Source organism: Gardnerella sp. DNF01205 (assembly GCF_049244135.1).
Taxonomy (GTDB): Bacteria; Actinomycetota; Actinomycetes; order Actinomycetales; family Bifidobacteriaceae; genus Bifidobacterium; species Bifidobacterium leopoldii.
Map to the genome: position 1 here is coordinate 400,311 of NZ_CP058378.1, position 22,005 is coordinate 422,315.

Genomic DNA, 22,005 nt, shown 5'->3' on the forward strand with positions numbered 1-22,005 from the left:
AGTGGTTTTCTGCTTGTAATACATGTGGATTGAACTTAAGCATTAGCTCTGCGTTTGTGTTGCATTGAGTTTTCTCATTGCGATGCTGCGCAGAGTTTTTTATTGGTGCGCGCTGGTCGGTTTTACATTTCTATTCCCCGCGCGACCTTTTCTTTACGCGACTGCACAGTTTCTGCCGTTTTTTCGCGCGCATCCGACCGTTTCTTTACACAGCTGCGCAGTTTCTGCCGTTTGTTGGCGCGTATCCGACCAAAACTTTACACTCGTGTAAACTTTCTGCCGCATTTTCGCGCGTATCCGACTTTTCCTTTACACTCGCGTAAAGTTTCTGCCGTTTTTGGCGCGTAGCCGACCTTTACTTTACACAGCTGCGCAGTTTCTGCCGTTTCCAAATGTGAATGTGTTGTAAGTGTCACGTGCGTAACGTAGTTTTTTAAGTTCTACTCTACTAAATTGGAACAGTTGGAAAATTGCGAATTATAAAGGAGATACAAACTGTGCTGAAAAGCAAATATGAACTGGCTGACGAGCTTAGTATGAACGCAAAAGCGCAAGATGCCAGCATATCTGCTATTCGCAATGACGAAGAGTATGCTTGTAAAAATTCCGCAATTACGAATTCAGCAAGCGCAAATCTTTCAAGCGAAAATCTCGTAAGCGAAAATCTCGTAAGTGCAAATCTCGAAAACGCAATAAAATACAGCAATCACAAAGGTTACGGCGAAACTTGCGCGAAGGTTATTCTTTTCGGCGAACATTCCGTAGTTTATGGCCATTCTGCAATAGCTTTGCCGCTTAAAAACTTGCGTATGCGCGCTGTTGTAACTAGTTGCAACGAATCTTTAGCGCCTGCTTCGTGCGAATCTTCAGCGTCTGAACCACGCGAATCTTTAGCACCTGCACCGCGCGAATCTTCAGCATCTACTACGAATCTCGACTCACATATAATTCTTTCGTGCCTTGACTTTACTGGCAAACTTTCCGAAATTCCTGCGCGCTTTAATAGCATACGAACAGCAATCCGCGCGTCGCTAGAGTTTGCAGGGTGGAGCGGTGAGAATTTGCACATTTTTACTGAGTCTGATTTTCCAGCAGAACGAGGTCTTGGCTCGTCTGCTGCCGCTGCCGGTGCTGTAATTCGTGCGATTCTTGACTATTATGGCGTTGCAGCTAGCGATGATGAGATTTTTAAGTTGACGCAGACTGCTGAGTGCGTGGCTCACGGGCGTTCTTCAGGCTTGGATGCAACTGCAACTGCTGCTTCCTGGCCTGTGCGTTTTAGTCGTGGCTGTTTTGATCGCATGGAAATTAACATGCGTGCGTGGCTTGTTTTGGCGGATTCTGGATGCAAAGGAATGACTCGCGAAACAGTTGAAGCTTTGCGTTCTCGTTTGGAATCGAATCCTGTTGAAGTTGGAGCGCAGCTCAATAAATTGGGGGAGATTGCGGCTGTTGCAGAAGATGATTTGGCGTTTGGTCGCATTGAAAATATGGGTAAGCAAATGACTTTCGCGCACCGTATTTTGGCGGATTTGGGCATAAGCACTGCGAAACTTGACGCACTGGTAGATGCTGCTTGCCAACATGGCGCGTTGGGTGCAAAGCTTACTGGCGGAGGTGGCGGAGGATGCGTAATTGCGCTGGCTGATAGCGAGGATGCAGCTAAGCGAGTGAGTGAAGCTTTTAAAAATGCCGGTGCTTGCGATACGTGGATTGTGAATATAGGTGATTCTGCAATAAATTGAATCTTATTTTTACTTGAAATGTGGCATAAACTTTGCAGTTGCTTAAATAAAAGAAGCTTGTGCGCACTGTTTTGCTAAAATATTGCTTAGCACATTAACAAACGAGAATTACGTATCTGCCGCAAAAGGAACAGCATGCAAAATGTTGAAATTCAGCCAAAAATAACGTTTGACGCTAGTCTTTCACCCAACTCAGCTTTTGCTAAAGCAAACGCGAATATTGCGCTGATTAAGTATTGGGGTAAGCGCGACGAAAAGCTGATTTTGCCTTATACTTCCTCGCTTTCTCTCACACTTTCGGATTTGTCTACAACTACAAGCGTAAGTTTTGCGAATAATCTTGAACAAGATACTTTTACTTTAGATAATGAAAAGATTTCGCCGTCTGCAAAAACTTTTCGTCGCGTAGTCGCTATGCTCGATTTGGTGCGTGAAATTGCAGGAATTTCAACGAAAGCAAGCGTTGTTTCGCATAATATTGTGCCAACTGCTGCCGGTCTTGCTTCGAGCGCGTCTGGTTTTGCAGCTCTTGCGTCTGCTGCCTCGTACGCTGCTGGATTAAACCTAACTCCACGAGAACTTTCTAGACTTGCAAGACGTGGTTCTGGCTCAGCTTGTCGTTCGATTTTTGGAGGACTTTCAATTTGGCATGCAGGTTGCGACGACGAAACGTCTTACGCAGAGCCTATTGAAAACGCACAAGTTGCGCTTAAAAATTTAAACCTTGCTATGATTGTTGTTACTTTGGACGATAGTAAAAAGCCGATTTCTAGCCGGGAAGCGATGCGCAGAACGGTTGAAACTTCGCCAACGTATATGCAATGGGTTGAGCAGTCGAAAGACGATCTTGAAATTGCTAAAGATGCAATTAAGCGAGCAGATATTGAGCAATTGGGAGAGGTTGTTGAGCGCAATGCTTTTGGAATGCACGAAACTATGCATAATGCTGTTCCGTCGGTGAATTATTTGACTAGCAAAACGCATGTTGTGCTTGAAGCGGTTAAAAATATGCGAAAAGATGGTTGGCTGGTGTGGTCTACGATGGATGCTGGTCCGAATGTGAAGGTGCTTACTTCTGGAGATGATGCTTATCGTGCAATGTGTCAGTTGCGTGCGCGAGTTGAGGATGATTTGCGTAATTCTAGCGTTTTTTGTAATACAGAATATTGCGAGCCGAAATTTGCGATTGCGCTGCCAGGTGACGCTGTGACGGTGAGTACGAGTTTAAAATAGGCGGATAATATGACTCAAGTGCGCTCTAGTGCCCCAGGAAAGCTTTATATTGCTGGCGAGTATGCTGTTGTTGACGGCTGTGCTGCAATTGTTGCTGCTGTTAATCGTTATGTGACGGTTAGCGTAAGTGATGAAACTTTAAACGAAGAGTTACGCGAAAATTTGCAGAAAAATACGCCTAGTAGCAGAAATTATTGTGGTGTAATTACCTCAGATGGCGAAAAATATAAACCGCTTCTTTGGGCGCGCGCATCCGACGGAAGTATTGAAATACAAAACGACGGAAAATATGCTTATGTGCTTGCAGCAATGAGTGTAGTTGACGCTTATGCTAGTGAGGAATGTGCGCCAAATATTAACCGCAAAAGTTACAATGTGCATATTTCTAGCGAACTTGATGATGCAAAAACTGGTAGAAAATACGGTCTTGGATCTTCTGCTGCAGTAATTGTTGCGGTTATTCGCGCGTTGTGCAAATGGTATGATTTGAATCTTTCGACTCCAGAAATTTGCAAGCTAGCGTTAATTGCGTCGTCGAGTGTTAAAAAATCCGGAAGCGGTGGAGACGTTGCCGCCAGTTCTTATGGCGGTTGGATTATGTATCGCGCATATAACCGCGAGTGGCTTGAAGCTGAGCTTACGCTAGTAAAATCCGGATGCTCCGATTTCAGTGAGTTGTTGCACAAAAAGTGGCCGCGCCTGGAAGTTAAGCGTTTAAATGCAGATAAGTCGCTAAAACTTTTAGTCGGATGGACTGGTTCTCCTGCGTCTAGCGCAAAGCTAGTAAGTAGCGTAGAAAGTAGCGTTAAAACTAGTACGGAAAGTAACGTTGAAAGTAATGCTGAAAGTAGCGTCGAAACTAGTGCTTTTGACAAAAAAATTAAATCTTTTACTTACGAAGATTTTTGCAAACAAAGTGAGATTTGCGTGCAAAAACTTGCGCACGCAATTGAAAAGTTTGAAATAAGCGAAATTTCTAGCGGTTTTGCTCAAAATCGTGCGTTGTTGCAAAAATTAAGTGCTCTTACTGGAACTGTTATCGAAACGCGTGAACTTGCAAAATTTATTGAAATTGCGACTTGTGCCGGTATTCCTGCAAAAACTAGCGGTGCAGGTGGGGGAGATTGCGCAATTGCGCTGTCGACAATTTATGACAATAATGTAATTGAAACTATGAAATCTACTTGGGAAGCCAATGGGATAAAGCCATTGAATATTGATGTTACGGAAATTTTTGGAACTGGTAAGCCTTCTGAAAATATTGTATTAAACGCGTTTGCTGAGGGTCGCGAGCCTAATGCGCAATCTGCTCAATCTTGCACAATACAAAACCGAAAAGACGCGCATATTGCGCTTGCGGACAAGCAGTATAAAACTCGTGCAGATTCAGATTTTGACAAAGTGCGTTTTGTGCCGAATGCTTTGCCACAGGTCGCGCTTGAAGAAATTGACGCTAGCGTGAACGTGCTAGGAAGCGAAGTATGCGATTCTGTGCATTGGTGCTCGCCGATATATATTAACGCAATGACCGGCGGAAGTGACGCTGCTAAAAAAGTGAATGCAAGTCTTGCTAGAGTTGCTGCAAAAAATTCTGTTGCTATGGCGAGCGGATCTTTGAGTGCTGCTCTTCGAGACGAAACTTTACTCAGCACTTTCAGTGTCATAAGAAGCGAAAATCCACATGGATTTGTGATGGCAAATGTTAGCGCTGGAACTAGCGCGTCTGATGCATTGCGTGCTGTAAACATGATTCAGGCGAATGCGTTACAAGTGCATTTAAATGCTGCACAAGAGTTGGTTATGCAAGAAGGCGATCGCGATTTTCGAAATTGGTTGCGCAATATTGAGTCTATTGTCAATGCGTGCGAAGATCTAAAAGTGCCTGTGATTGTGAAGGAAACTGGATGCGGAATTTCTGCTAAAGATGTTCATCGTCTTAAAGATGTTGGAGTGCGCACTGTAGATGTTTCTGGTCGTGGCGGAACTAATTTTGTAACAATAGAAAATGCTCGCAGGAACTTAGGCGACTGTGATTATTTGGCTGATTGGGGTCTTACTACTGTTGAGTCGCTAGTTGACATACGCAAGTGTGATTCGTTAAAAAATATGGAAATTTTTGCAAGTGGAGGAGTTCGCACGCCTTTGGATGTTGTGCGCGCGTTGGCTTTGGGTGCTTCGGCAGTTGGTGTTGCTGGCGAGTTTTTGCATACGCTTATGCATGAAGGTGAGGACGCGCTTTCTTTGCAAATTGATAACTGGCAGAAGCAAATCAAGATGATTATGGCGCTTCTTGGATGCAAGACAGTTAAGGATTTACAAGAAAAGACTGAGTTCGTGCGTGCGGATTGTCTTGGTAAGTGATATACTTGTGTAGTTGTGCGTTCAAGCGTGCTTATTTGTTTATGCAATGTGCGTAAGTAATTTGCGTAAGTAGTTCGTGTGTTTGAATGACGCAAGACTTGCAAGTCAAAGAAAATAGGAGTCCAATTATGGCAGCTCGTTGCGCAGTATGTGGCAAGGGACCTCAGACTGGTTTCACTGTTTCACATTCGCATATCCGCAATAAGCGCACCTTCCGCCCGAACCTTCAGCCGGTTCGCACCACCATTGATGGCGAGAACGTTCGCCTTCGTGTGTGCGTGAAATGCATTAAGGCTGGCAAGGTTCAGCGCGTTGAGGCGTGATTCGCGCATTGTATTGCGTTTAAATTGTAAGGCCCTGAGTGTTGCTCGGGGCTTTTTTGTATTCGCATATTTTTCGCTTGCGCGTTATATTCCTGATTGCGAATGATTTATAATCGAAATATGCTAAATACGCCCACGAACTCAGCCAAAATGCACACTTCGCTTTCTACAATAATCAGCAATAAGCGACGCGTTTCTGCATTAAAATCTTTGGGCATAGTCACAGTCGAAGACGCGTTAACTTACTACCCGTTTAGAGTCACAAGTCCATTGAGAATTGCGAACTTAAAAGATGTAAAAATTGGCGAAGAAGTGGCTTTCTATGCGCAAGTCCAGTCAATTAACGTTGTGCCTATGAACGCTCGTCGCGGTTTTAGAATCGAAATTAACGTTTTGCAAGATACGCAAGCAGTAGCTCAACTTATTTATTTTTCTAAAAATCGTCAATACGCTCAGTGGCTTTCCGCAAAGATGCATGTTGGCGAAATGGTTGTTGTTGGCGGCACGTCTAGCGCTTTTAATGGTAAATTGCAATTTACGCATCCTCAAATTTTAACCGTATCTGCTGTAGAAGAAAGCGATAGCTTACATCAATCTCGCGATACTGTAAGAAGCGTGGAAGATGGTTTGGCGCGTATGAGCGCGCCTATGCCCGTGTATCATGCAAATTCGCGAATCTCTAGTGAGCATATTCACGAAACTATACTTTCTATACTTTCTGCACTTTACGCAGCTTCTGAAGATTCTGCACTTTCTGAAGATTCCGCAGTTTCTGAAGATTCCGCAGCTGGCGCTACTGAATCCCTGCAAATCCCAAATATTACGCCTGAATCAGTGCTAAAAAAACGTAACCTCATGACTAGAGCGTCAGCAATATACTCAATTCATAATCCGCAATCAGTTGACGAATTTTACAAAGCTGTTGACTCGTTGCGCTATGAAGAAGCTTTTATTTCCCAAGTAGCTGTATTGCGATCTCGTGAAGATTCTAAAGATAATCAAGCAAAATCCTGTAATAATTCTCTTCTAAGAAATGAATTTGTGGAAAGTTTGCCGTTTGAGCTTACTGCAGGTCAAAAAGATGTAATTGATGAGATCGTGCGCGATATGCGTGAGAACCATCCGATGCGTCGCTTGCTTCAAGGTGAAGTTGGTTCCGGAAAAACAGTTGTTGCGCTCGCTGCAATGCTTGAAGCAGTTGGATCAGGCTATCAGGCTGTGCTTGTGGCTCCTACTCAAGTTCTTGCGTCTCAACATGCCGAAAACTTGCGACAAATGATTTCGCGCGCGAATCTAAAAGTGCCTGTAATCGTAGTAACTGGCGGCATGAGACTTGCGGATCGCAGACGTGCGCTAGCGAGTGTTGCAAGTGGAGAGCCTTCGCTTATTGTTGCAACTCATGCAGCGTTCTCGTCGACTTTTAAGCCGACTAATTTAGCTTTGGTAATTATTGATGAGCAACATCGTTTTGGTGTTGAGCAGCGCGATGTTTTGTTACGCAAAATGAGTGTAGATCCGCATGATAGTGCTGAAAAGTCTTTTACACCGCATCTTTTAGTAATGACTGCAACGCCTATTCCGCGCTCTGCTGCTATGACGTGGTTCGGTGATTTGGATGCTTCATATTTAACTGAATTGCCTGGAGGCAGAAAACCTATTCGCACTTTTGTTGTACAAGAATCGGATGCGAATACTATGGCGAGAATGTTTGCGCATATTCGTGCTCGCATTGATGCAGGTGAGCGTGCGTATGTTGTTTGCGCGCATATTGATGATGATTTTAATGAGGATTCTGGTAGGGATTCTGGTAGGGATTCTGGTAGTGCTTCTGCTAGGGATTTTGATAGCGATGAATCTGAAGGTTTTGAAGATGTTTCGCAATCTGTGCAATCTAATCAATCTGAAGAAAATAGCGCAGATTCTTTGCGTAAACTTCACACAGTTAACGGCATTTTGAAGCGGCTTTCAGCTTTGCCGCAATTTAAAGGCGTTACTTTTGCTAAGCTTACTGGTCGCGACGATGATGCTACAAAACGCGAAACGATGGAACATTTTGCACGCGGAGATGTGCAAGTTCTTGTTGCTACAACGGTTATTGAGGTCGGTGTTGATGTGCCTCAAGCGAGTTGCATTGTGATTTTTGACGCGGATCGTTTTGGCCTTGCGCAATTGCATCAGTTGCGTGGACGTGTTGGGCGTGGTGGCACGAATTCTTGGGCATTTTTGGTTGCGCAAACTGAGGATGGAAGTCTTGCTCAAGAACGTTTGCAAGTTGTTGAAAATTCGCTAGATGGTGCCGTAATTGCTAAAAAAGATTTGGAATTGCGCAATGTTGGCGATGTTCTTGGCGATAAGCAGTCGGGTGGTCGCTCGAGTTTGAAGATTTTGCGAGTTGTTAAGGATGCAAAGATTATCGCTATGGCTCGTGAAGATGCGTTGGAGACTTTGCAAAAAGACGCTCATCTTGTTTCGTTGCCGTATCTTGCAGGTGCAGTGCTTGATTTTACGAGAGGCGGAAGTACGCAAATCGTAAGCAATTAAAATTCTAAAGTTCTGAATTTGCTCGCAAAATATCTTATAAAATTAAAATATTGTATGAATAAAATATCCTATAAAGAAAAGTATAAAGAAAAAATTATTGCATATTTATGCACTTAATTTAGTAAAAAATACTGTAAGAAACTATTTTTAATTGATAATTAATATCAACTTTTGTTAGATATAATATAAAAAAACAACAAAATTACATAAATTTACGTGCATATTATGAGAATTGTGAATATCCTAGATAGTAGGCATCATTTGTAATCACAATAGAGATGAGGCGACAATGACTGAACGCGAACAACAAATCTTGACTTGGATTCAACAAAACCCGATGATTAGCCAGCAGGAACTTGCAAATCTCGCAGGAATTACTCGTTCAGGTGTGGCCGCTCATATTTCCAATTTAATTCGCAAAGGCTATTTACGAGGTAAGGGATATATTGTTACTCCTCCAAGTTATGTGACTGTTGTTGGCGGAATTAGCATGGATGTTCTTGGCATTGCTTGCGGAGATTTGATGGATTACACGTCTAATGCCTCCCACGTGCGCTACATGCTAGGCGGTGTTGGAAGGAATATTGCAGTTGCGTTGGAGCGTCTTAATATTCGCACAAGCATGGTTTCTGTCTACGGTGGCGATCACAACGGAGAACTTTTCCGCATTGATGCTGCTGCAAACGGCTTAGATATCGGTTATGCGAAGCAACTTCCTGAGTCGATGACTGCTTCGTACATGTATGTTGGTGACGCTTCTGGTCAGCGTTTGCTTGCTTTAGACGATATGAGTATTTACGATCACATGACTCCTGATTTTTTGCGTGAGCGTATGTCTATTATTGAAAATGCTGATATTTTGGTGTTGGATACTAATATTCCGCAAAAGTCAATTGAGTGGCTATGTGACCGTTATCGCCGTCCTATTGTTGTTCGTGCAGTTACGGATGCAAAAGCTCCTCGAGTGCTTTCTAGATTGTCTCGTATTGACACTCTTATTTTAGATACTGCTGAATCGCAGGCTTTAACTGGCATTAATGCTGTTGACGAGCGTTCTGCAATTCGCTGTGCGAATGTGCTTTTAAAGCGTGGAATAAAACGTGTATTTGTAAATGCCGGTCGCGCAGGAGTTGCTTATGGTGTTGCAGATGAGGGAGTGTCGTTCTATCCTGTCCCAGTCAAGCGCGTCCAGAGAATGATGCTAACTCGCGGAAATAGCAATGCTGGTGTTAAAGCAGTCGGCAACGACAACGGTTCTAGCGATGCTGCTACTGCGGCGCTTATTTACGCGCGATATAACGAATTTGATTCTTCAAAAACTGGCAGATTTGCGGTTGCTGCTGCAGCTTTGAATACTGAATCTATGCAGCCTGTACATGAGTCGTTTAATCCAGAACTTATTTCTCAACGCATGACGAATATTCATGAGCATGCTTAATTTTGCGTTCTTATGCGAAGTGCATTCGTCACGATTTGCTTCCAAAATACATGTGTTTATGAAGGAGTTAGTATGACTTCCATCATCCTAGATTGTGACCCTGGTCATGACGATGCGATGGCAATTTTATTAGCTGTTGGCAATCCTAGTATCGATTTGCTCGGCGTAACTACGGTTGGTGGAAATCAAAGCCTAGAAAAAGTAACATACAATGCTCGAGCAACTCTAGAAATAGCTCATGCAACTAATATTCCAGTTCATGCCGGATGCGACCGTCCTATGGTTCGTCCTCTAAAAGTTGCTGCTGCTGTTCATGGAGAAACAGGATTAGACGGAGCAAATATTCCAGTGCCAACTAAACCTTTGGATAAAGGGCATGCTGTTAACTGGATTATTGACACAATTATGAGCCATGAGCCTGGCACGATTACGCTTGTACCAACCGGACCTCTTACGAATATCGCTATGGCTGTGCGATTGGAACCTAGAATTGTCAGCCGCGTTAAAGAAGTAGTTCTTATGGGTGGTGGCTATCATAGCGGCAATTGTAGTGCTGTTGCTGAGTTTAATATTAAGACAGATCCTGAAGCTGCGCATGTTGTGATTAATGAAAATTGGCGAGTTACGATGGTTGGCTTAGACTTAACTCACCAAGCTTTGTGCACTTTAGAGATACAGAAGAAAATTAATTCTATTGGAACGCCTGTTTCTAAATTTGCTTGCGATCTTATGGATTACTTCCGTAAAGCTTATAAGAATAATCAAGATTTTGTTGATCCTCCAGTGCATGATCCTTGCACAGTCGCTTATTTGATCGATAAAAGTGTTATTAGCACAAGGCGTTGCCCACTTGATGTTGAAATAAACAGTGACTTAACTCTTGGCATGACCGTTGCAGATTTGCGTGGTACTGAACCTTCTGAAGAAGAATGCCATACGCAAGTTGCTACAAAACTTGATTTCGATAAATTCTGGAATTTGATTATAGATGCGATTAAGCGCATTGGATGATTGTTGGTGACTTTTGAATGACGTTTGAATGACTTTACGTAATTAAGCGGAGGTTAGATTATGGCTGAGGTTGAATCTCCAACATTTTCTACGCGTATGCTAGATAAGGGTGGACGTTCCGTTTTGGCGTTAATGGTGGCGTTTCTTGCTGCTATCTTTGCGTTCCAGCTAAACGTTTCTATGCTTTCGCCAGTATTGACGACGATGTCAAAAGAACTTCATACTACAGATACTCAAATCGCTTTAACGCAAACAATATTCTTTACTGCTGCAGCATTATTTTCGCTATTTTTGCCGCGATTGTCTGATCTAATTGGGCGTAAAAAAGTACTTTCCGGAATTCTTATCTCAACTCTTTTTGGAAGCATTATTTCTGCGCTAGCTCAAGACGTTAATATGCTTATGCTTGGGCGTATTTTGCAAGGTGCTTCCGGTCCTGTATTGCCAATGTGCTTAATTATGTTGCGCGTGCGCGTACAGCAAGAAAAAAGTTACGCAAAGTTGATGGCAATATTAAGTTCCGTAAATGGCGGTATTGCTGGATTTGATGCTTTATTAGGTGGTTGGCTTGCCAGTAAATACGGATTCCGTTCTGTTTTCTGGATTATGGCTTCAATCGCAGCTATTGCTGTTATTATGATTATTGTTTTAGCTGATGAATCTCGCTCGGATGCTACTAGCAGAATGGATTGGCTAGGAGTTGTAACGCTCGGAATTGCGTTTCTTGCAATATATCTTTCTATTAATGAACTTAGTAATAAACTAGCTAAATCTAACTGGCTTATGGTGCTTATTCTTGTGCTTGTTGCTGTGCTGTTTTTCGCAATATTCTGGAAAATCGAAGTTTTAAGCGCGGCTCCGCTGGTTTCTACAACATATATGAAGCAGCGTCGTACATGGGGTTTGCTTTTGTGCACTTTATTGACAATGACTGGCGTGTTTGCTTTGATAAATGGCGTTGTGATAAAGCTTGCTAACGATAGTAAGTTTGGTGCAAATATTGGCACAAATATGGTAAGTTTCGTAACTCTTACTCCTTACGCAATTATTGGGCTATTGTTTGGCACTATTTCGGGCGTGCTTGCTGCAAATTACGGGTACAGGCTTGTGTTGCGTATTGGAATTGCGTTTAGCATGATTTGTGTTGCTTTTGGTGTGTATGTTGCTTATATGCCGTCTGCTTGGGCTTTGGTGCTGTTTTCAGTGTGGGTAGGTGTGAGCTATTCTGGCATGGCAAATATTATGCTTAATGGCTTAGGTATTGTGCTTTCTCCAAAAGATAATCCGGGATACTTGCCGGGTATGAATGCTGGAGCTTTTAATTTGGGAGCCGGCTTAAGTTTTGCAATTTTGTATGCTGTGATGACGAATGTTGCGTCTTTAAGTGGCGTAACATGCGGATACGCTGCTGCGATGGTTGCCGGCGTCGTTTTGCTCGCTTTTGCGCTTGCTTGCTCGTTCTTAATTCCAGATCCTAAGGCTGCGGATAAGTAATATTGTAAAGTTTCTGCCGTTTTTTGGCGCGCAAACGGCTTTTCCTTTACACAGCTGCACAGTTTCTGCCGTTTTTTGGCGCGTAGCCGACCGAAACTTTACACGCGCGTAAAGTTTCTGCCGCCACGTGCGTGTCTGCAGGTTCCAGCTAAGCTATAAGTATGCACATTATTGCTGGACGTTTTAAATCTTTGCCGCTTACTTCAGCGCAGTCGTGTACAAGACCTACTACAGATCGCACAAAAGAAGCGATATTTTCTAGGCTCGATTCGTGGGATGTTATGTACAATGCGCGCGTACTTGATCTATTTGCTGGCACGGGAGCACTCGGAGTTGAAGCGCTATCTCGTGGCGCGCGTGAGCTTGTTTCTGTTGAAGCAAATTCGCAAGCAGCTGCGCTTATACTTCGTACGTCGAAAGCGTTGCAGAGTTCAAAGGCTTGGGATTCTGCGCTTTCTATGAGGGTTCTTCGAAAGCGCGCGGAGCAGTTCGTTGCGGATTATAGTGGGGAAGCGTTTGACTTGGTTTTTATTGATCCGCCTTATGCTTACGAAACTGCGGATTGCGAAAGTTTATTGGCTTCGATGATTGCGAGCGGAGTTGTGAGCGTTTCTGCAGATACGTTGATTGTGTTGGAGCGTAGCGCGCGAAGTGTTTTGCCGACTATGCCTGAGGGCTGGGAGCTGTTTGATACGCGTAATTACGGAGAAACTTCCGTGTTGTTTATTCAGCCTTCTCGCGACTAATTTATTTTTCGGCTTCGTTACAATCTGTTTTCGCACTCAGGCTGTGGCGCGAGTTTTGGGGGATTTCTCTCCTCGCAGGCGCGACGACCTGCTTTCGCGCAGCATTGTGCGTGCGGCAGCAATACTGTTGCCGGAGTATTTCTGGCTTTTGTTGCTAGAGTAAGTTTTTGCGCGGATGATCGCCAGAAACTTCCCATCCGAGCGACATAAGTGTTTTTCGATCCGCCTTATCTATCTTGTGGCAGTCCAATTTTTCAATCAAATCAGGTCGAATTTCGCTTGTGCGAGATATAGCTTCATCTCGACGAAAACGATCAACTTTAGCGTGATTTCCGGAAGTGAGTATTTCCGGAACGCTTATACCTCGCCAAGTAGTTGGACGCGTGTATTGATGGTGTTCCAAAAGTGCGTCCGATCCTGTGTACGACTCTTCAACAATCGACTCAGGGTTTCCCATAAACCCAGGGATTAAGCGTGTAATTGCCTCAAGCATAACGCTTACTGCAACTTCTCCGCCATTTAGCACGTAATCGCCAATTGAATACTCGCGTACGTCAATTCCTTGCGCGCGGTAATATTCTGGAATCCTAGCGTCGTAGCCTTCGTATCTGCCGCATCCAAACACCAAATGATTTGCGTTGCTTAATTCCGTTGCGTCTTTTTGCGTAAATAGTGGGGCAGAAGGGTTCGGGAATATAAGGATTGGTTTAGTTGAGTCTATTTTATTAGGCGCGATTTTTGCTTCTTCGCAACTATCACACGTATCGCAACTATCGCACGTATCACACGTATTTTTTACTTCAGATTTTGGCAAGTTAAGCAGCTCGTCTAAGCATTCCGCCCAAACTTCAGGCTTCATAACCATGCCAGCGCCACCGCCAACCGGCGTGTCATCAACCGATTGATGCACATCGTGAGTCCATTTGCGTAAATTGTATGCGCGAATTTGCAATAAACCATTATTTTGCGCTTTGCCTAACAAACTTAGGTCTAGCATGCGAAAATATTCTGGGAATACGGAAATAATATCGATGTCCATCATAAGGCACTCTACTACGAAAACTACAAAACTACAAAAGCCCCGGAATTAAACCGCCAGGAGGATCAATAGTCAAATACCCGTTTGCAACATCAACTTCCGGCACAATAGCTTCAACAAATGGCACGAGCGCTGTTTTATTCTCTTCGTCAATCGGATGATCTAAACGGATTTTCAGTAACGATTGCGCGCCGTTGAGCACATCCACGACTTTTCCAATAACTTTAGGAGTAAGCCCAAGCTGATTTTCTTCGCACAAACGCGCTTGCAAACCGACCAAATCCTTAATATACCAAGCATTTTCAGCAGCAAGTTCTTGCGCATCTTCTGCATGCACATACAATTCAGTGCCATTAAGTGCTTCCGCATCGTTGCGATTTTGTGATTCTTCGAATAGTAAAATCCAACGATTTTTGAACGTTCTTGCGTTCTCAATAACGAACTCGCGTTCGCCGTCTGCAGTGCACAATACATTTCCAGGCTCAAAACGTTCATAAGGCTCATCTGTAAAAATTTGTACAGTGACTTCACCTTTTAAACCTTGGGCTTTACCGATACGACAAACCCTCAGCAGGTCATTACGACTTTGCTGAGGGTTGTCAAAAGATTGTTGGTCTAATGCCACGTTCATCTCACTTACGTACGTCCATAATGTCAACGCGCACATTGTGGTTGCTCAAAGCTTGCACAACAATGCGAATTGCATTAGCGGTACGACCATTGCGTCCAATAACGCGACCGATATCTTCAGGATTCACGCGTACTCGAAGCAATTCGCCGCGAGCATTTTCGTGAGAACGTACCGACACGTCATCTGGAAAATCTACGATGTTCTTAATGAGATGTTCAACAGCTTGAGCCAGCATGATTACTCAGCCTTTTCCTCGGCTTCGGCAGCTTCAGCTGGGGCTTCTTCGGCTTCGTTTGCAGCGGCTTCAGCTGCAGCCTTAGCCTTAGCAGCGGCTTCAGACTTAGCGGCCTTCAGCTTCTGAGCTTCAGCTTCAACAGCTTCAACGCGAGCCTGTGCGTCTGGGCCAGCTTCAGAAGTCTTCAACGTGCCTTCGGCGCCGTCGAGACCCTTGAACTTCTGCCAGTCGCCAGTGATCTTCAAGAGCTTCAACACTGGTTCGGTTGGCTGTGCGCCAACGCCAAGCCAGTACTGTGCGCGCTCAGAATCAATCTGAATCATAGATGGCTGCTTGTTTGGATCGTAAACGCCGATCTCTTCGATGGACTGACCGTTGCGCTTGTTGCGTGAATCAGAAATGACTACACGGTAGAAGGCATAGAACTTCTTGCCCAATCGCTTAAGACGAATCTTGGTTGCCAAAATGGCTCTCCTTATAACTAGAGTCGTGGAATTTCGTTCGGGTGTGGGGCACTCCTTGCGAGCTTCCACATGTTCCTCACGTGATCGGGAAGAGGGCGCCGATTCACGCGAATAACTTATCCATTATGCCTGCGCGCTTGGACGTTTTTATCTAGTGATTGTAGGTCGATTGCTGCGATGTAGGCTAGGTGATCAGTGCCGTCAACAACTATATTCTTTTGCCATAGTGCGTTAGATTTACAGTTTTTTGCGCAAAATAGCACATGGTCAAGTGTAAGATTTGGCCATTTAAGCCATGTAGGCCATGTGCGTAGACGCTTTCCAAGCGAAAGTGCAACGTCTGTAAATCCGTATTTCAAAAGAGATCGAAAGCTTGGGTGATCGACTGTGGAATTAAGATCGCCAGTAACAATAGTAAGAGTTGCTAAATCGCAAGTTTTCGAAGTGGATTCGTCAACGCAATAAGTAGAATCAATAGTCGCAAGTGCGCGAATTCCATTACTCCAAGCAGCACACCCACGCATCGGTGACTTTGGATGTGCAGAAGCAAATTTCACTACAACTTTTTCAGTTGCACCAAAATCTAAGCAAGTTGTAACGCGAGGCACGCTTGCAGCTTCAATTTTTACGGAATTATTGCAAGTAGAAATCGCGGAATATTGCGTAAAAATAGCGTTGAATCCGCCGTTATTATGCTCACTTTGCGCACCTACGCACGAAGTTGGGAAAATTTCGTATATTCCAAGTTTCTCAAGATTTTTTACTAAAGACTCGCTTAATTCTTGTAAAAGTAACGTATTTACGTGATATTTTTTCGTTATTTCTATTATTTCGGATGCGCTCGCTTTTCCGTATCTGCAATTAAGAGTCATCACGCGTATTTCTTGATGCCGTTTCTTGCAGCTTTTGCGCGACGACCTGCTTTCGTGCAACCTACGTAATTTTGCAAACCAGTACGGCGTATGCGACTTAAGCGAAATCAAAAATAGCACAGCGTACGCAATACATAAATATCCGTAAGATTTCGCGTAAGATTGCGCTAAATTAAGCGATTTCGTCACTTTTTCTGCGCAGCATGTATACAGCAAAAAACCGCCAAAATTACACAAAAACAGTGCTCCCATAACGTAAGTTGCAAGTGGAAGCAGCGCAATAATATACGGAAGTGGGTTATATTTATCCGCACCTGTTGGCAGCCAACGCATCAACTGCCACAAAAGAAGCGGCACAAATATAACCCACAAAAACGCCAATACTAAAATCATCGACCGAATAAGCCAGCTAATCCGCCGCCAAAGTTAGGTGGCAGTTGATTATCTTGATTTGCATCTTCGGAATTCATAAGTTCCTTAAGTCCTTCAGGAAGATTCTGAAGATTTGGTTGCTGCGGCTTTGCAAAAGCAGAACCTGCAACATCGTCGCTAGTAGATTCGCCAGAAAGACGCTCACGCAACGCGCGCTCTTCAGCTTCCCTGCGCATTGGATTTCCGGACTTTCCGCCCTTCTTCTTGCCTTTCTTATCTTTGCGCTTCGACTTACTGCCGGCTCCACCGAAGCCAGGAATTCCGCCCATGCCAGGCATTCCAGCGCCTCCGCTCATTCGCTTCATCATTTTTGCAGCCTGCTCGAAACGTTGCAAAAGTGCATTAACTTGCGAAACGCTCACACCTGAACCAGCAGCAATTCTCGCGCGGCGAGATCCGTCAATAATCTTTGTATTTCTACGCTCTTGAGGAGTCATAGAGCGAATAATTGCCTCAGTTCGGTCAATTTCCTTATCGTCAAACTGCTCAAGCTCCTGACGGTGAGCTGCCATTCCAGGCATCATGCCCAAAAGCTTCTTCATTGAGCCAAGCTTACGAACTTGCTGAAGCTGCTCCAAAAAATCATCCAAACCAAAGCTGCCTTCAGCTATTTTTGCAGCAGCCTTGCGCGATTCTTCTTCGTCGAACTGCTTCTGTGCGTGCTCAATAAGCGTCAAAATATCGCCCATATCGAGTATGCGTGAAGCCATTCGATCAGGATGGAAGATTTCAAAATCCTTCAAACCTTCACCTGTAGAAGCAAACAAAATCGGCTTTCCAGTAACGCTTGCAACCGAAAGTGCAGCACCGCCTCGAGCGTCGCCATCAAGCTTAGAAAGCACAACGCCAGTAAAGTTCACGCCATCGTTAAAAGCTTGAGCAGTGCGAACAGCATCCTGACCAATCATTGCATCAATAACAAACAGCACTTCTTGCGGTTGCACGGCATCGCGAATATTGCGTGCCTGCTTCATAAGCTCTTCGTCAACACCCAAACGACCTGCGGTATCAATAATCACAGTGTCATACATTTTTTCGCGCGCATAATTAATAGAATCGCGCGCAACTTTAACAGGGTCGCCTTTAGTGAACCATGGCAAAGAAATCGCGCTTCCACCTGTTTGCACACCCTTTTCTGGAGCAAATACAGGAACTCCTGCGCGCTCGCCAACAACTTGCAGCTGTGTGACTGCATTAGGTCGTTGCAAATCTGCTGCTACAAGCAAAGGAGTATGACCTGCATCCTTTAGCCAGTAGCCTAGCTTTCCAGCAAGCGTAGTTTTACCTGCACCTTGCAAACCTGCAAGCATAATTACAGTTGGAGGGTACTTCGCAAAATTAAGCTGCCTATCTACACCTGCGCCCAATACTTGTGTAAGCTCGTCGTTTACAATTTTCACAACTTGCTGAGCTGGATTTAAAGCGTGCGAAACTTCCTCACCAAGAGCGCGCTCGCGAATTCGAGCAGTGAATGAGCGGACTACTTCCAACGCAACGTCTGCATCGAGAAGTGCGCGACGAATCTCGCGAATTGTGCCGTCAATATCGGATTCTGATAGCTTGCCTTTGCTGCGCAAATGCTTAAAAGCATTGGAAAGGCGGTCTGTTAACGAACTAAATGCTGCCATAGTTTTCCATTCTACCTGTTGTTGCTAACGTAACTTTAGTGCAATTGCTAACTAATACTTTTGCGTTACTTTCGTTTATTGCAAATGCCAAGATGATCCTTGCGAAGTATCGACAATTACAATTCCTGCGTTATTTAACGCGTCGCGAATAGCATCTGCAGTAGCAAAATCCTTTGCTTTTCTAGCATCTGCTCTAGCTTTAAGTTGCAAAGTAATTAAAGAGTTCAAAGCTGAGTATTCTTTGCTTTCCTTGCCATTTGAGCCTTCTGCGGACGATTGATTATCGTTCGAAGCCCACGTTTTTGCGTAAGGATCCAAGCCCAAAGTATCTAACATAGCTCGCACTTGCAAAACAGCGAGATATATGAGCTTTTGTACGCTTTCGCTTTGTGCTTGTGAAGAATCTTTGCTGCAGTCGTCAATAAGAGCATTTCCTTGACGAATTGTAGTAAATATTTCTGCGATTGCGCCAGAAACGTTAATGTCATCGTTCATAGCGCGAGTAAAATCTTCTGGAAGCTCGTCTGCGTTAACAGAGTGCACTTCTTCGCAAGTTGGCTTCTTGTCAAGCAATCTGCCAGCTCTCTCAAGGAAGTTCATAATTCGATCGTAAGCCGATTTTGACTCCACCAAAGCTTGGTCGGACCACTCCAGCATTGCACGATATTGCACTGCTCCCAAAGCATAACGCACAACCCAAGCCGAATTATTTGCCAAAACTACTGGTACGGAAAGTCCATTTCCTAAGGATTTGGACATTTTTTCACCTTTTGCGGTAACCCATGCTGAATGCATCCACACATCAGCGCTTTCCCAGCCAGCAGCACGCGTTTGTGCCATTTCGTTTTCGTGGTGAGGGAAACGCAAATCCAGGCCGCCTCCGTGAATATCGAAATCGTCGCCAAGATATCGATGGCTCATAGCAGAGCATTCAATATGCCAACCAGGGCGTCCCTCGCCAAAAGGAGTTTTCCAGCGCGCATCCGGCTGATCGAAATCGCAAGGTGCTTTCCAAAGTGCGAAATCCCTAGGATCATGTTTGTCTGGTGAAGCATCTGCAGGATCTGTTGGATTGTAAATATCGTTTTCAGCAGCGTCTACGCTTGGACCTTTTGCGTCTGCAATAGCTGCGGCTTCGTCTGCGCAAGTTTCATTTTGGTTCTGATTTTGGTGCGTTAATTCGCCGTAATGCTCCCAATTTGGCACGTCAAAATAAACATTTCCAGTAGGATTTCCGTCGCTGTCATTAATAACATATGCGTGACCGCGCTCAATCAAACGCTCAATCAGCTCAACCATGTCTGTAATATGACCTGTTGCGCGCGGCTCAACTGTTGGCGCAAGTACCCCTAAAGTATTGTAGGATTTTGTAAATTCGCGCTCGTAAATATATGCTCGTTCCCACCAATTTTGCCCTGATTCATTGGCTTTTTTCATAATTTTGTCGTCAATATCTGTGACGTTTCTAACAAACGTGACTTTGTAGCCTAAACGTAGCATCCAGCGACGGATTATATCGAATGCGATTGCTGCGCGAATATGGCCAATATGTGGGGAACTTTGCACTGTTGCGCCGCACACGTACATGCCTACTTGACCAGGCTTTTTAGGTACGAAAGTGTTCGTTGAATGTGAAGCCGTGTTGTATAAGTGCAGGTTTTCTGCGGCTTTAGTAACTTTTGCAGTCTCTTCGTTCAAACTCTTATTAAGCATAATTGCTATTATAAATGCTTCTTTATACTCAGAGTGACTTCGAGAAGTTGCATTTCGTACGTCGGCTCTTTAGTTAGCGATACAATTATTGCGATTTGGTTTTAGATTTAGCTTTAGTAATCCAATTAGATTCATATCTATTACTTATCTATTACCTAGCTGTTTTTATTTTGTTCGTTACGAAAGGAATATCATGGCTGAGATTTCATCTGCTCTTATGACGGACATGTATGAATACACTATGCTCGACGCTGCTCTTAAAGACGGCACCGCAAATCGCAAGTGCGTTTTTGAAATTTTTACGCGCCACTTGCCTCAAGGCCGTCGTTACGGAGTTGTTGCTGGCATGGGCCGCATTTTGGAAGAGTTGCAAAAATTCCATCTTTCGGAAGATGATTTACGTTTCTTAAGTGATCGCAAAATTGTTAGTACAGAAACCATTGAATGGCTGAAAAATTTCCGATTCCGCGGTAAAATTTCCGGTTATCGCGAGGGTGAGATGTTCTTCCCTAACTCGCCAATTTTGCAAGTAGAAGGCACTTTCGGCGAGTGCACTTTGCTCGAAACTCTTCTGCTTTCCGTTCTCAATTACGATTGTGCTGTGGCGTCTGCTGCAGCTCGCATGGTTTCTGCTTCCGCAGGACGTCCTTGCATGGATATGGGCGGCCGCCGCACGAACGAATATTCTGCAGTTGCCGCATCTCGTGCAGCAGTAATTGGCGGTTTTAAAGGTACTGCAAATCTGTTAGCTGCAAAACTTTACGGTTTAAAGGCAATCGGAACTGCAGCTCACTGCTTCACTCTTGTTCACGACACTGAGCGTGACGCTTTCACTTCTCAAATTGCAGCTCTTGGCAAAGGCACTACGCTTCTTGTTGACACTTATAATATTGAGGAAGCTGTAAAGACAGCCGTGGAAGTTGCAGGTCCAGATCTTGGCGGAATTCGTATTGATTCTGGAGATTTGTGCGCTCTGGCTCGTCGCGTTAGGAATCAGCTCGACGAGTTGGGTGCTAAAAACACAAAGATTACAGTTACGAACGATTTGGACGAGTATGCTCTTGCTTCCTTACAAAATGCGCCTGTGGATTCTTACGGCATCGGCACAATGCTTGTAACCGGCTCCGGCGCTCCAACTTGCGCAATGGTTTATAAGCTTACTGAGCGTGAGGGTGCAGATGGTGTAATGCAGCCTGTTGCTAAGCGTTCTAAGAATAAAGCGACTGTGCCTGGACGTAAATTGGCGTATCGTTCATACGATTACAGCAACGATTCTTGCGGTGTAGCTGATTGCGAACGCGTGATTTCCGGTTCGGAAGTTGCGCTCGCTCAGTTTAAGCCTAAGGATTCGTGGGAGAATCTGCTAGTTGATTACATGGTCGACGGTGAAGCTGACGAACAGTTTATGGGTCACGATGCGATTATGCGTGCCCAGGATTATTGCGCTTCTGCTTTGCGTCGACTGCCTTTGGCTGCGCAAAGTTTGATGCGCGGAGACCCTGCAATACCAACAGAAATTCAAGTACTGTAGAAGTACTGTAAATTGATCTTTTTAAAACTAAACTTTACTAAATAACTAAATAAGATTCGCAAAAGGATCGCAAATAATTTTCGCAAATAATTCATGCGTAAAGATTAGCGTTTTCGACAGCTTTTTGAGTGTTTGTTGCGATAATGCTTTATGCTTGGTTTTGCGAATAAAATTCAATTAAATTTTAGTGCGCTACGAAATTCGTTACACAATGCGTTACGAAAGGATGCGAGATGTTTTCATCTTTAGAAGCAGATAATGCGTTAGATGCTGTTATGGAATCTGGTTCGCAATCCACAGATCCAGACTCTGGTTCCGGCACAAGCACTTCTGTTCTAGAACGTCCAGAAGTTGACGAAGATGCTCGTCTAGATGATGGTGGTAATGCAGATCGTTTTGCACACTATGTGTCAAAAGACAAAATTGAAGAGTCGCGCTTAACTGGTCGACCAGTAGTAGCTTTATGCGGTAAAGTGTGGATTCCTCGACACGAAGCAAATGACTACCCAGTTTGCCCTGAATGCAAGCGCATATACGAGGAATTAGGAAAGTTTAATTTTTAAGTAAT

Annotated in this window: 18 protein-coding genes; 11 read left to right on the forward strand and 7 right to left on the reverse strand. The window is 44.2% G+C overall.

From position 1 onward, the window contains the following. Positions 1 to 497 precede the first annotated feature (497 nt). The 9 genes from mvk (at position 498) to rsmD (ending at position 12,892) form a co-directional block, all read left to right on the forward strand. The gene (mvk, locus tag HXT47_RS01765; RefSeq protein ID WP_421784609.1) at positions 498 to 1,745 is read left to right on the forward strand and encodes a mevalonate kinase; all 1,248 of its coding nucleotides are present in this window, start codon (positions 498 to 500) and stop codon (positions 1,743 to 1,745) included. A gap of 135 nt (positions 1,746 to 1,880) precedes the next feature. Then, positions 1,881 to 2,978, forward strand: a complete 1,098-nt coding sequence (gene mvaD, locus HXT47_RS01770; protein ID WP_421784607.1) for a diphosphomevalonate decarboxylase — start codon at positions 1,881 to 1,883, stop codon at positions 2,976 to 2,978. Positions 2,979 to 2,987: 9 nt separating this feature from the next. After that, on the forward strand, positions 2,988 to 5,339 hold the full coding sequence (gene fni, locus HXT47_RS01775; RefSeq protein WP_421784605.1) for a type 2 isopentenyl-diphosphate Delta-isomerase: 2,352 nt from the start codon (positions 2,988 to 2,990) through the stop codon (positions 5,337 to 5,339). 128 nt (positions 5,340 to 5,467) lie between these two features. After that, a complete protein-coding gene (gene rpmB, locus HXT47_RS01780; RefSeq protein ID WP_012913853.1) occupies positions 5,468 to 5,662 on the forward strand; it encodes a 50S ribosomal protein L28 in 195 nt (64 codons plus the stop codon). Positions 5,663 to 5,764: 102 nt separating this feature from the next. Then, positions 5,765 to 8,203 carry an ATP-dependent DNA helicase RecG gene (locus tag HXT47_RS01785; protein ID WP_421789168.1) on the forward strand — a complete coding sequence of 813 codons (2,439 nt, stop codon included), beginning with the start codon at positions 5,765 to 5,767 and terminating at the stop codon, positions 8,201 to 8,203. Between the two features lie 289 nt (positions 8,204 to 8,492). Beyond that, entirely contained in the window at positions 8,493 to 9,641 is a 1,149-nt protein-coding gene (locus tag HXT47_RS01790; protein WP_421789170.1) for a PfkB family carbohydrate kinase, read from the forward strand. Positions 9,642 to 9,713: 72 nt separating this feature from the next. Next, a complete protein-coding gene (locus tag HXT47_RS01795; RefSeq protein ID WP_032842335.1) occupies positions 9,714 to 10,652 on the forward strand; it encodes a nucleoside hydrolase in 939 nt (312 codons plus the stop codon). 60 nt (positions 10,653 to 10,712) lie between these two features. Beyond that, on the forward strand, positions 10,713 to 12,146 hold the full coding sequence (locus tag HXT47_RS01800) for an MFS transporter (protein WP_112928504.1): 1,434 nt from the start codon (positions 10,713 to 10,715) through the stop codon (positions 12,144 to 12,146). A 161-nt stretch (positions 12,147 to 12,307) separates the two neighbouring features. Continuing rightward, positions 12,308 to 12,892 (forward strand): 16S rRNA (guanine(966)-N(2))-methyltransferase RsmD, encoded by a 585-nt coding sequence (gene rsmD, locus HXT47_RS01805; RefSeq protein WP_421789172.1) that lies wholly within the window; start codon positions 12,308 to 12,310, stop codon positions 12,890 to 12,892. A gap of 154 nt (positions 12,893 to 13,046) precedes the next feature. Here rsmD and trmD read toward each other — a convergent pair whose 3' ends face one another. The 7 genes from trmD to cysS form a co-directional block, all read right to left on the reverse strand. Further along, positions 13,047 to 13,931: a tRNA (guanosine(37)-N1)-methyltransferase TrmD gene (trmD, locus tag HXT47_RS01810; RefSeq protein WP_180946754.1), complete on the reverse strand. Its 885-nt coding sequence runs from the start codon at positions 13,929 to 13,931 to the stop codon at positions 13,047 to 13,049. A gap of 31 nt (positions 13,932 to 13,962) precedes the next feature. After that, a complete protein-coding gene (gene rimM / locus HXT47_RS01815) occupies positions 13,963 to 14,562 on the reverse strand; it encodes a ribosome maturation factor RimM (protein ID WP_421789379.1) in 600 nt (199 codons plus the stop codon). Position 14,563: 1 nt separating this feature from the next. Beyond that, positions 14,564 to 14,797, reverse strand: coding sequence for an RNA-binding protein (locus tag HXT47_RS01820; RefSeq protein WP_004105376.1), 234 nt, complete (start codon positions 14,795 to 14,797; stop codon positions 14,564 to 14,566). A 2-nt stretch (positions 14,798 to 14,799) separates the two neighbouring features. Then, positions 14,800 to 15,261, reverse strand: a complete 462-nt coding sequence (rpsP, locus tag HXT47_RS01825; protein ID WP_004574047.1) for a 30S ribosomal protein S16 — start codon at positions 15,259 to 15,261, stop codon at positions 14,800 to 14,802. Positions 15,262 to 15,377: 116 nt separating this feature from the next. Further along, positions 15,378 to 16,526 (reverse strand): endonuclease/exonuclease/phosphatase family protein, encoded by a 1,149-nt coding sequence (locus tag HXT47_RS01830; protein WP_410299483.1) that lies wholly within the window; start codon positions 16,524 to 16,526, stop codon positions 15,378 to 15,380. After that, complete coding sequence (ffh, locus tag HXT47_RS01835; RefSeq protein WP_004105368.1) at positions 16,523 to 18,193, reverse strand: signal recognition particle protein; 1,671 nt, start codon at positions 18,191 to 18,193, stop codon at positions 16,523 to 16,525. Before ffh ends, HXT47_RS01830 begins: the two co-directional genes overlap by 4 nt. 75 nt (positions 18,194 to 18,268) lie before the next feature. Next, the gene (gene cysS, locus HXT47_RS01840; RefSeq protein WP_421789175.1) at positions 18,269 to 19,906 is read right to left on the reverse strand and encodes a cysteine--tRNA ligase; all 1,638 of its coding nucleotides are present in this window, start codon (positions 19,904 to 19,906) and stop codon (positions 18,269 to 18,271) included. 193 nt (positions 19,907 to 20,099) lie between these two features. Between cysS and HXT47_RS01845 the strand changes: the two genes are divergently transcribed. Both HXT47_RS01845 and HXT47_RS01850 read left to right on the forward strand, forming a co-directional pair. After that, a complete protein-coding gene (locus HXT47_RS01845; RefSeq protein ID WP_004105363.1) occupies positions 20,100 to 21,437 on the forward strand; it encodes a nicotinate phosphoribosyltransferase in 1,338 nt (445 codons plus the stop codon). A gap of 233 nt (positions 21,438 to 21,670) precedes the next feature. Next, a complete protein-coding gene (locus HXT47_RS01850; RefSeq protein ID WP_004105359.1) occupies positions 21,671 to 22,000 on the forward strand; it encodes a DUF3039 domain-containing protein in 330 nt (109 codons plus the stop codon). The last annotated feature ends 5 nt before the right edge of the window (positions 22,001 to 22,005 follow it).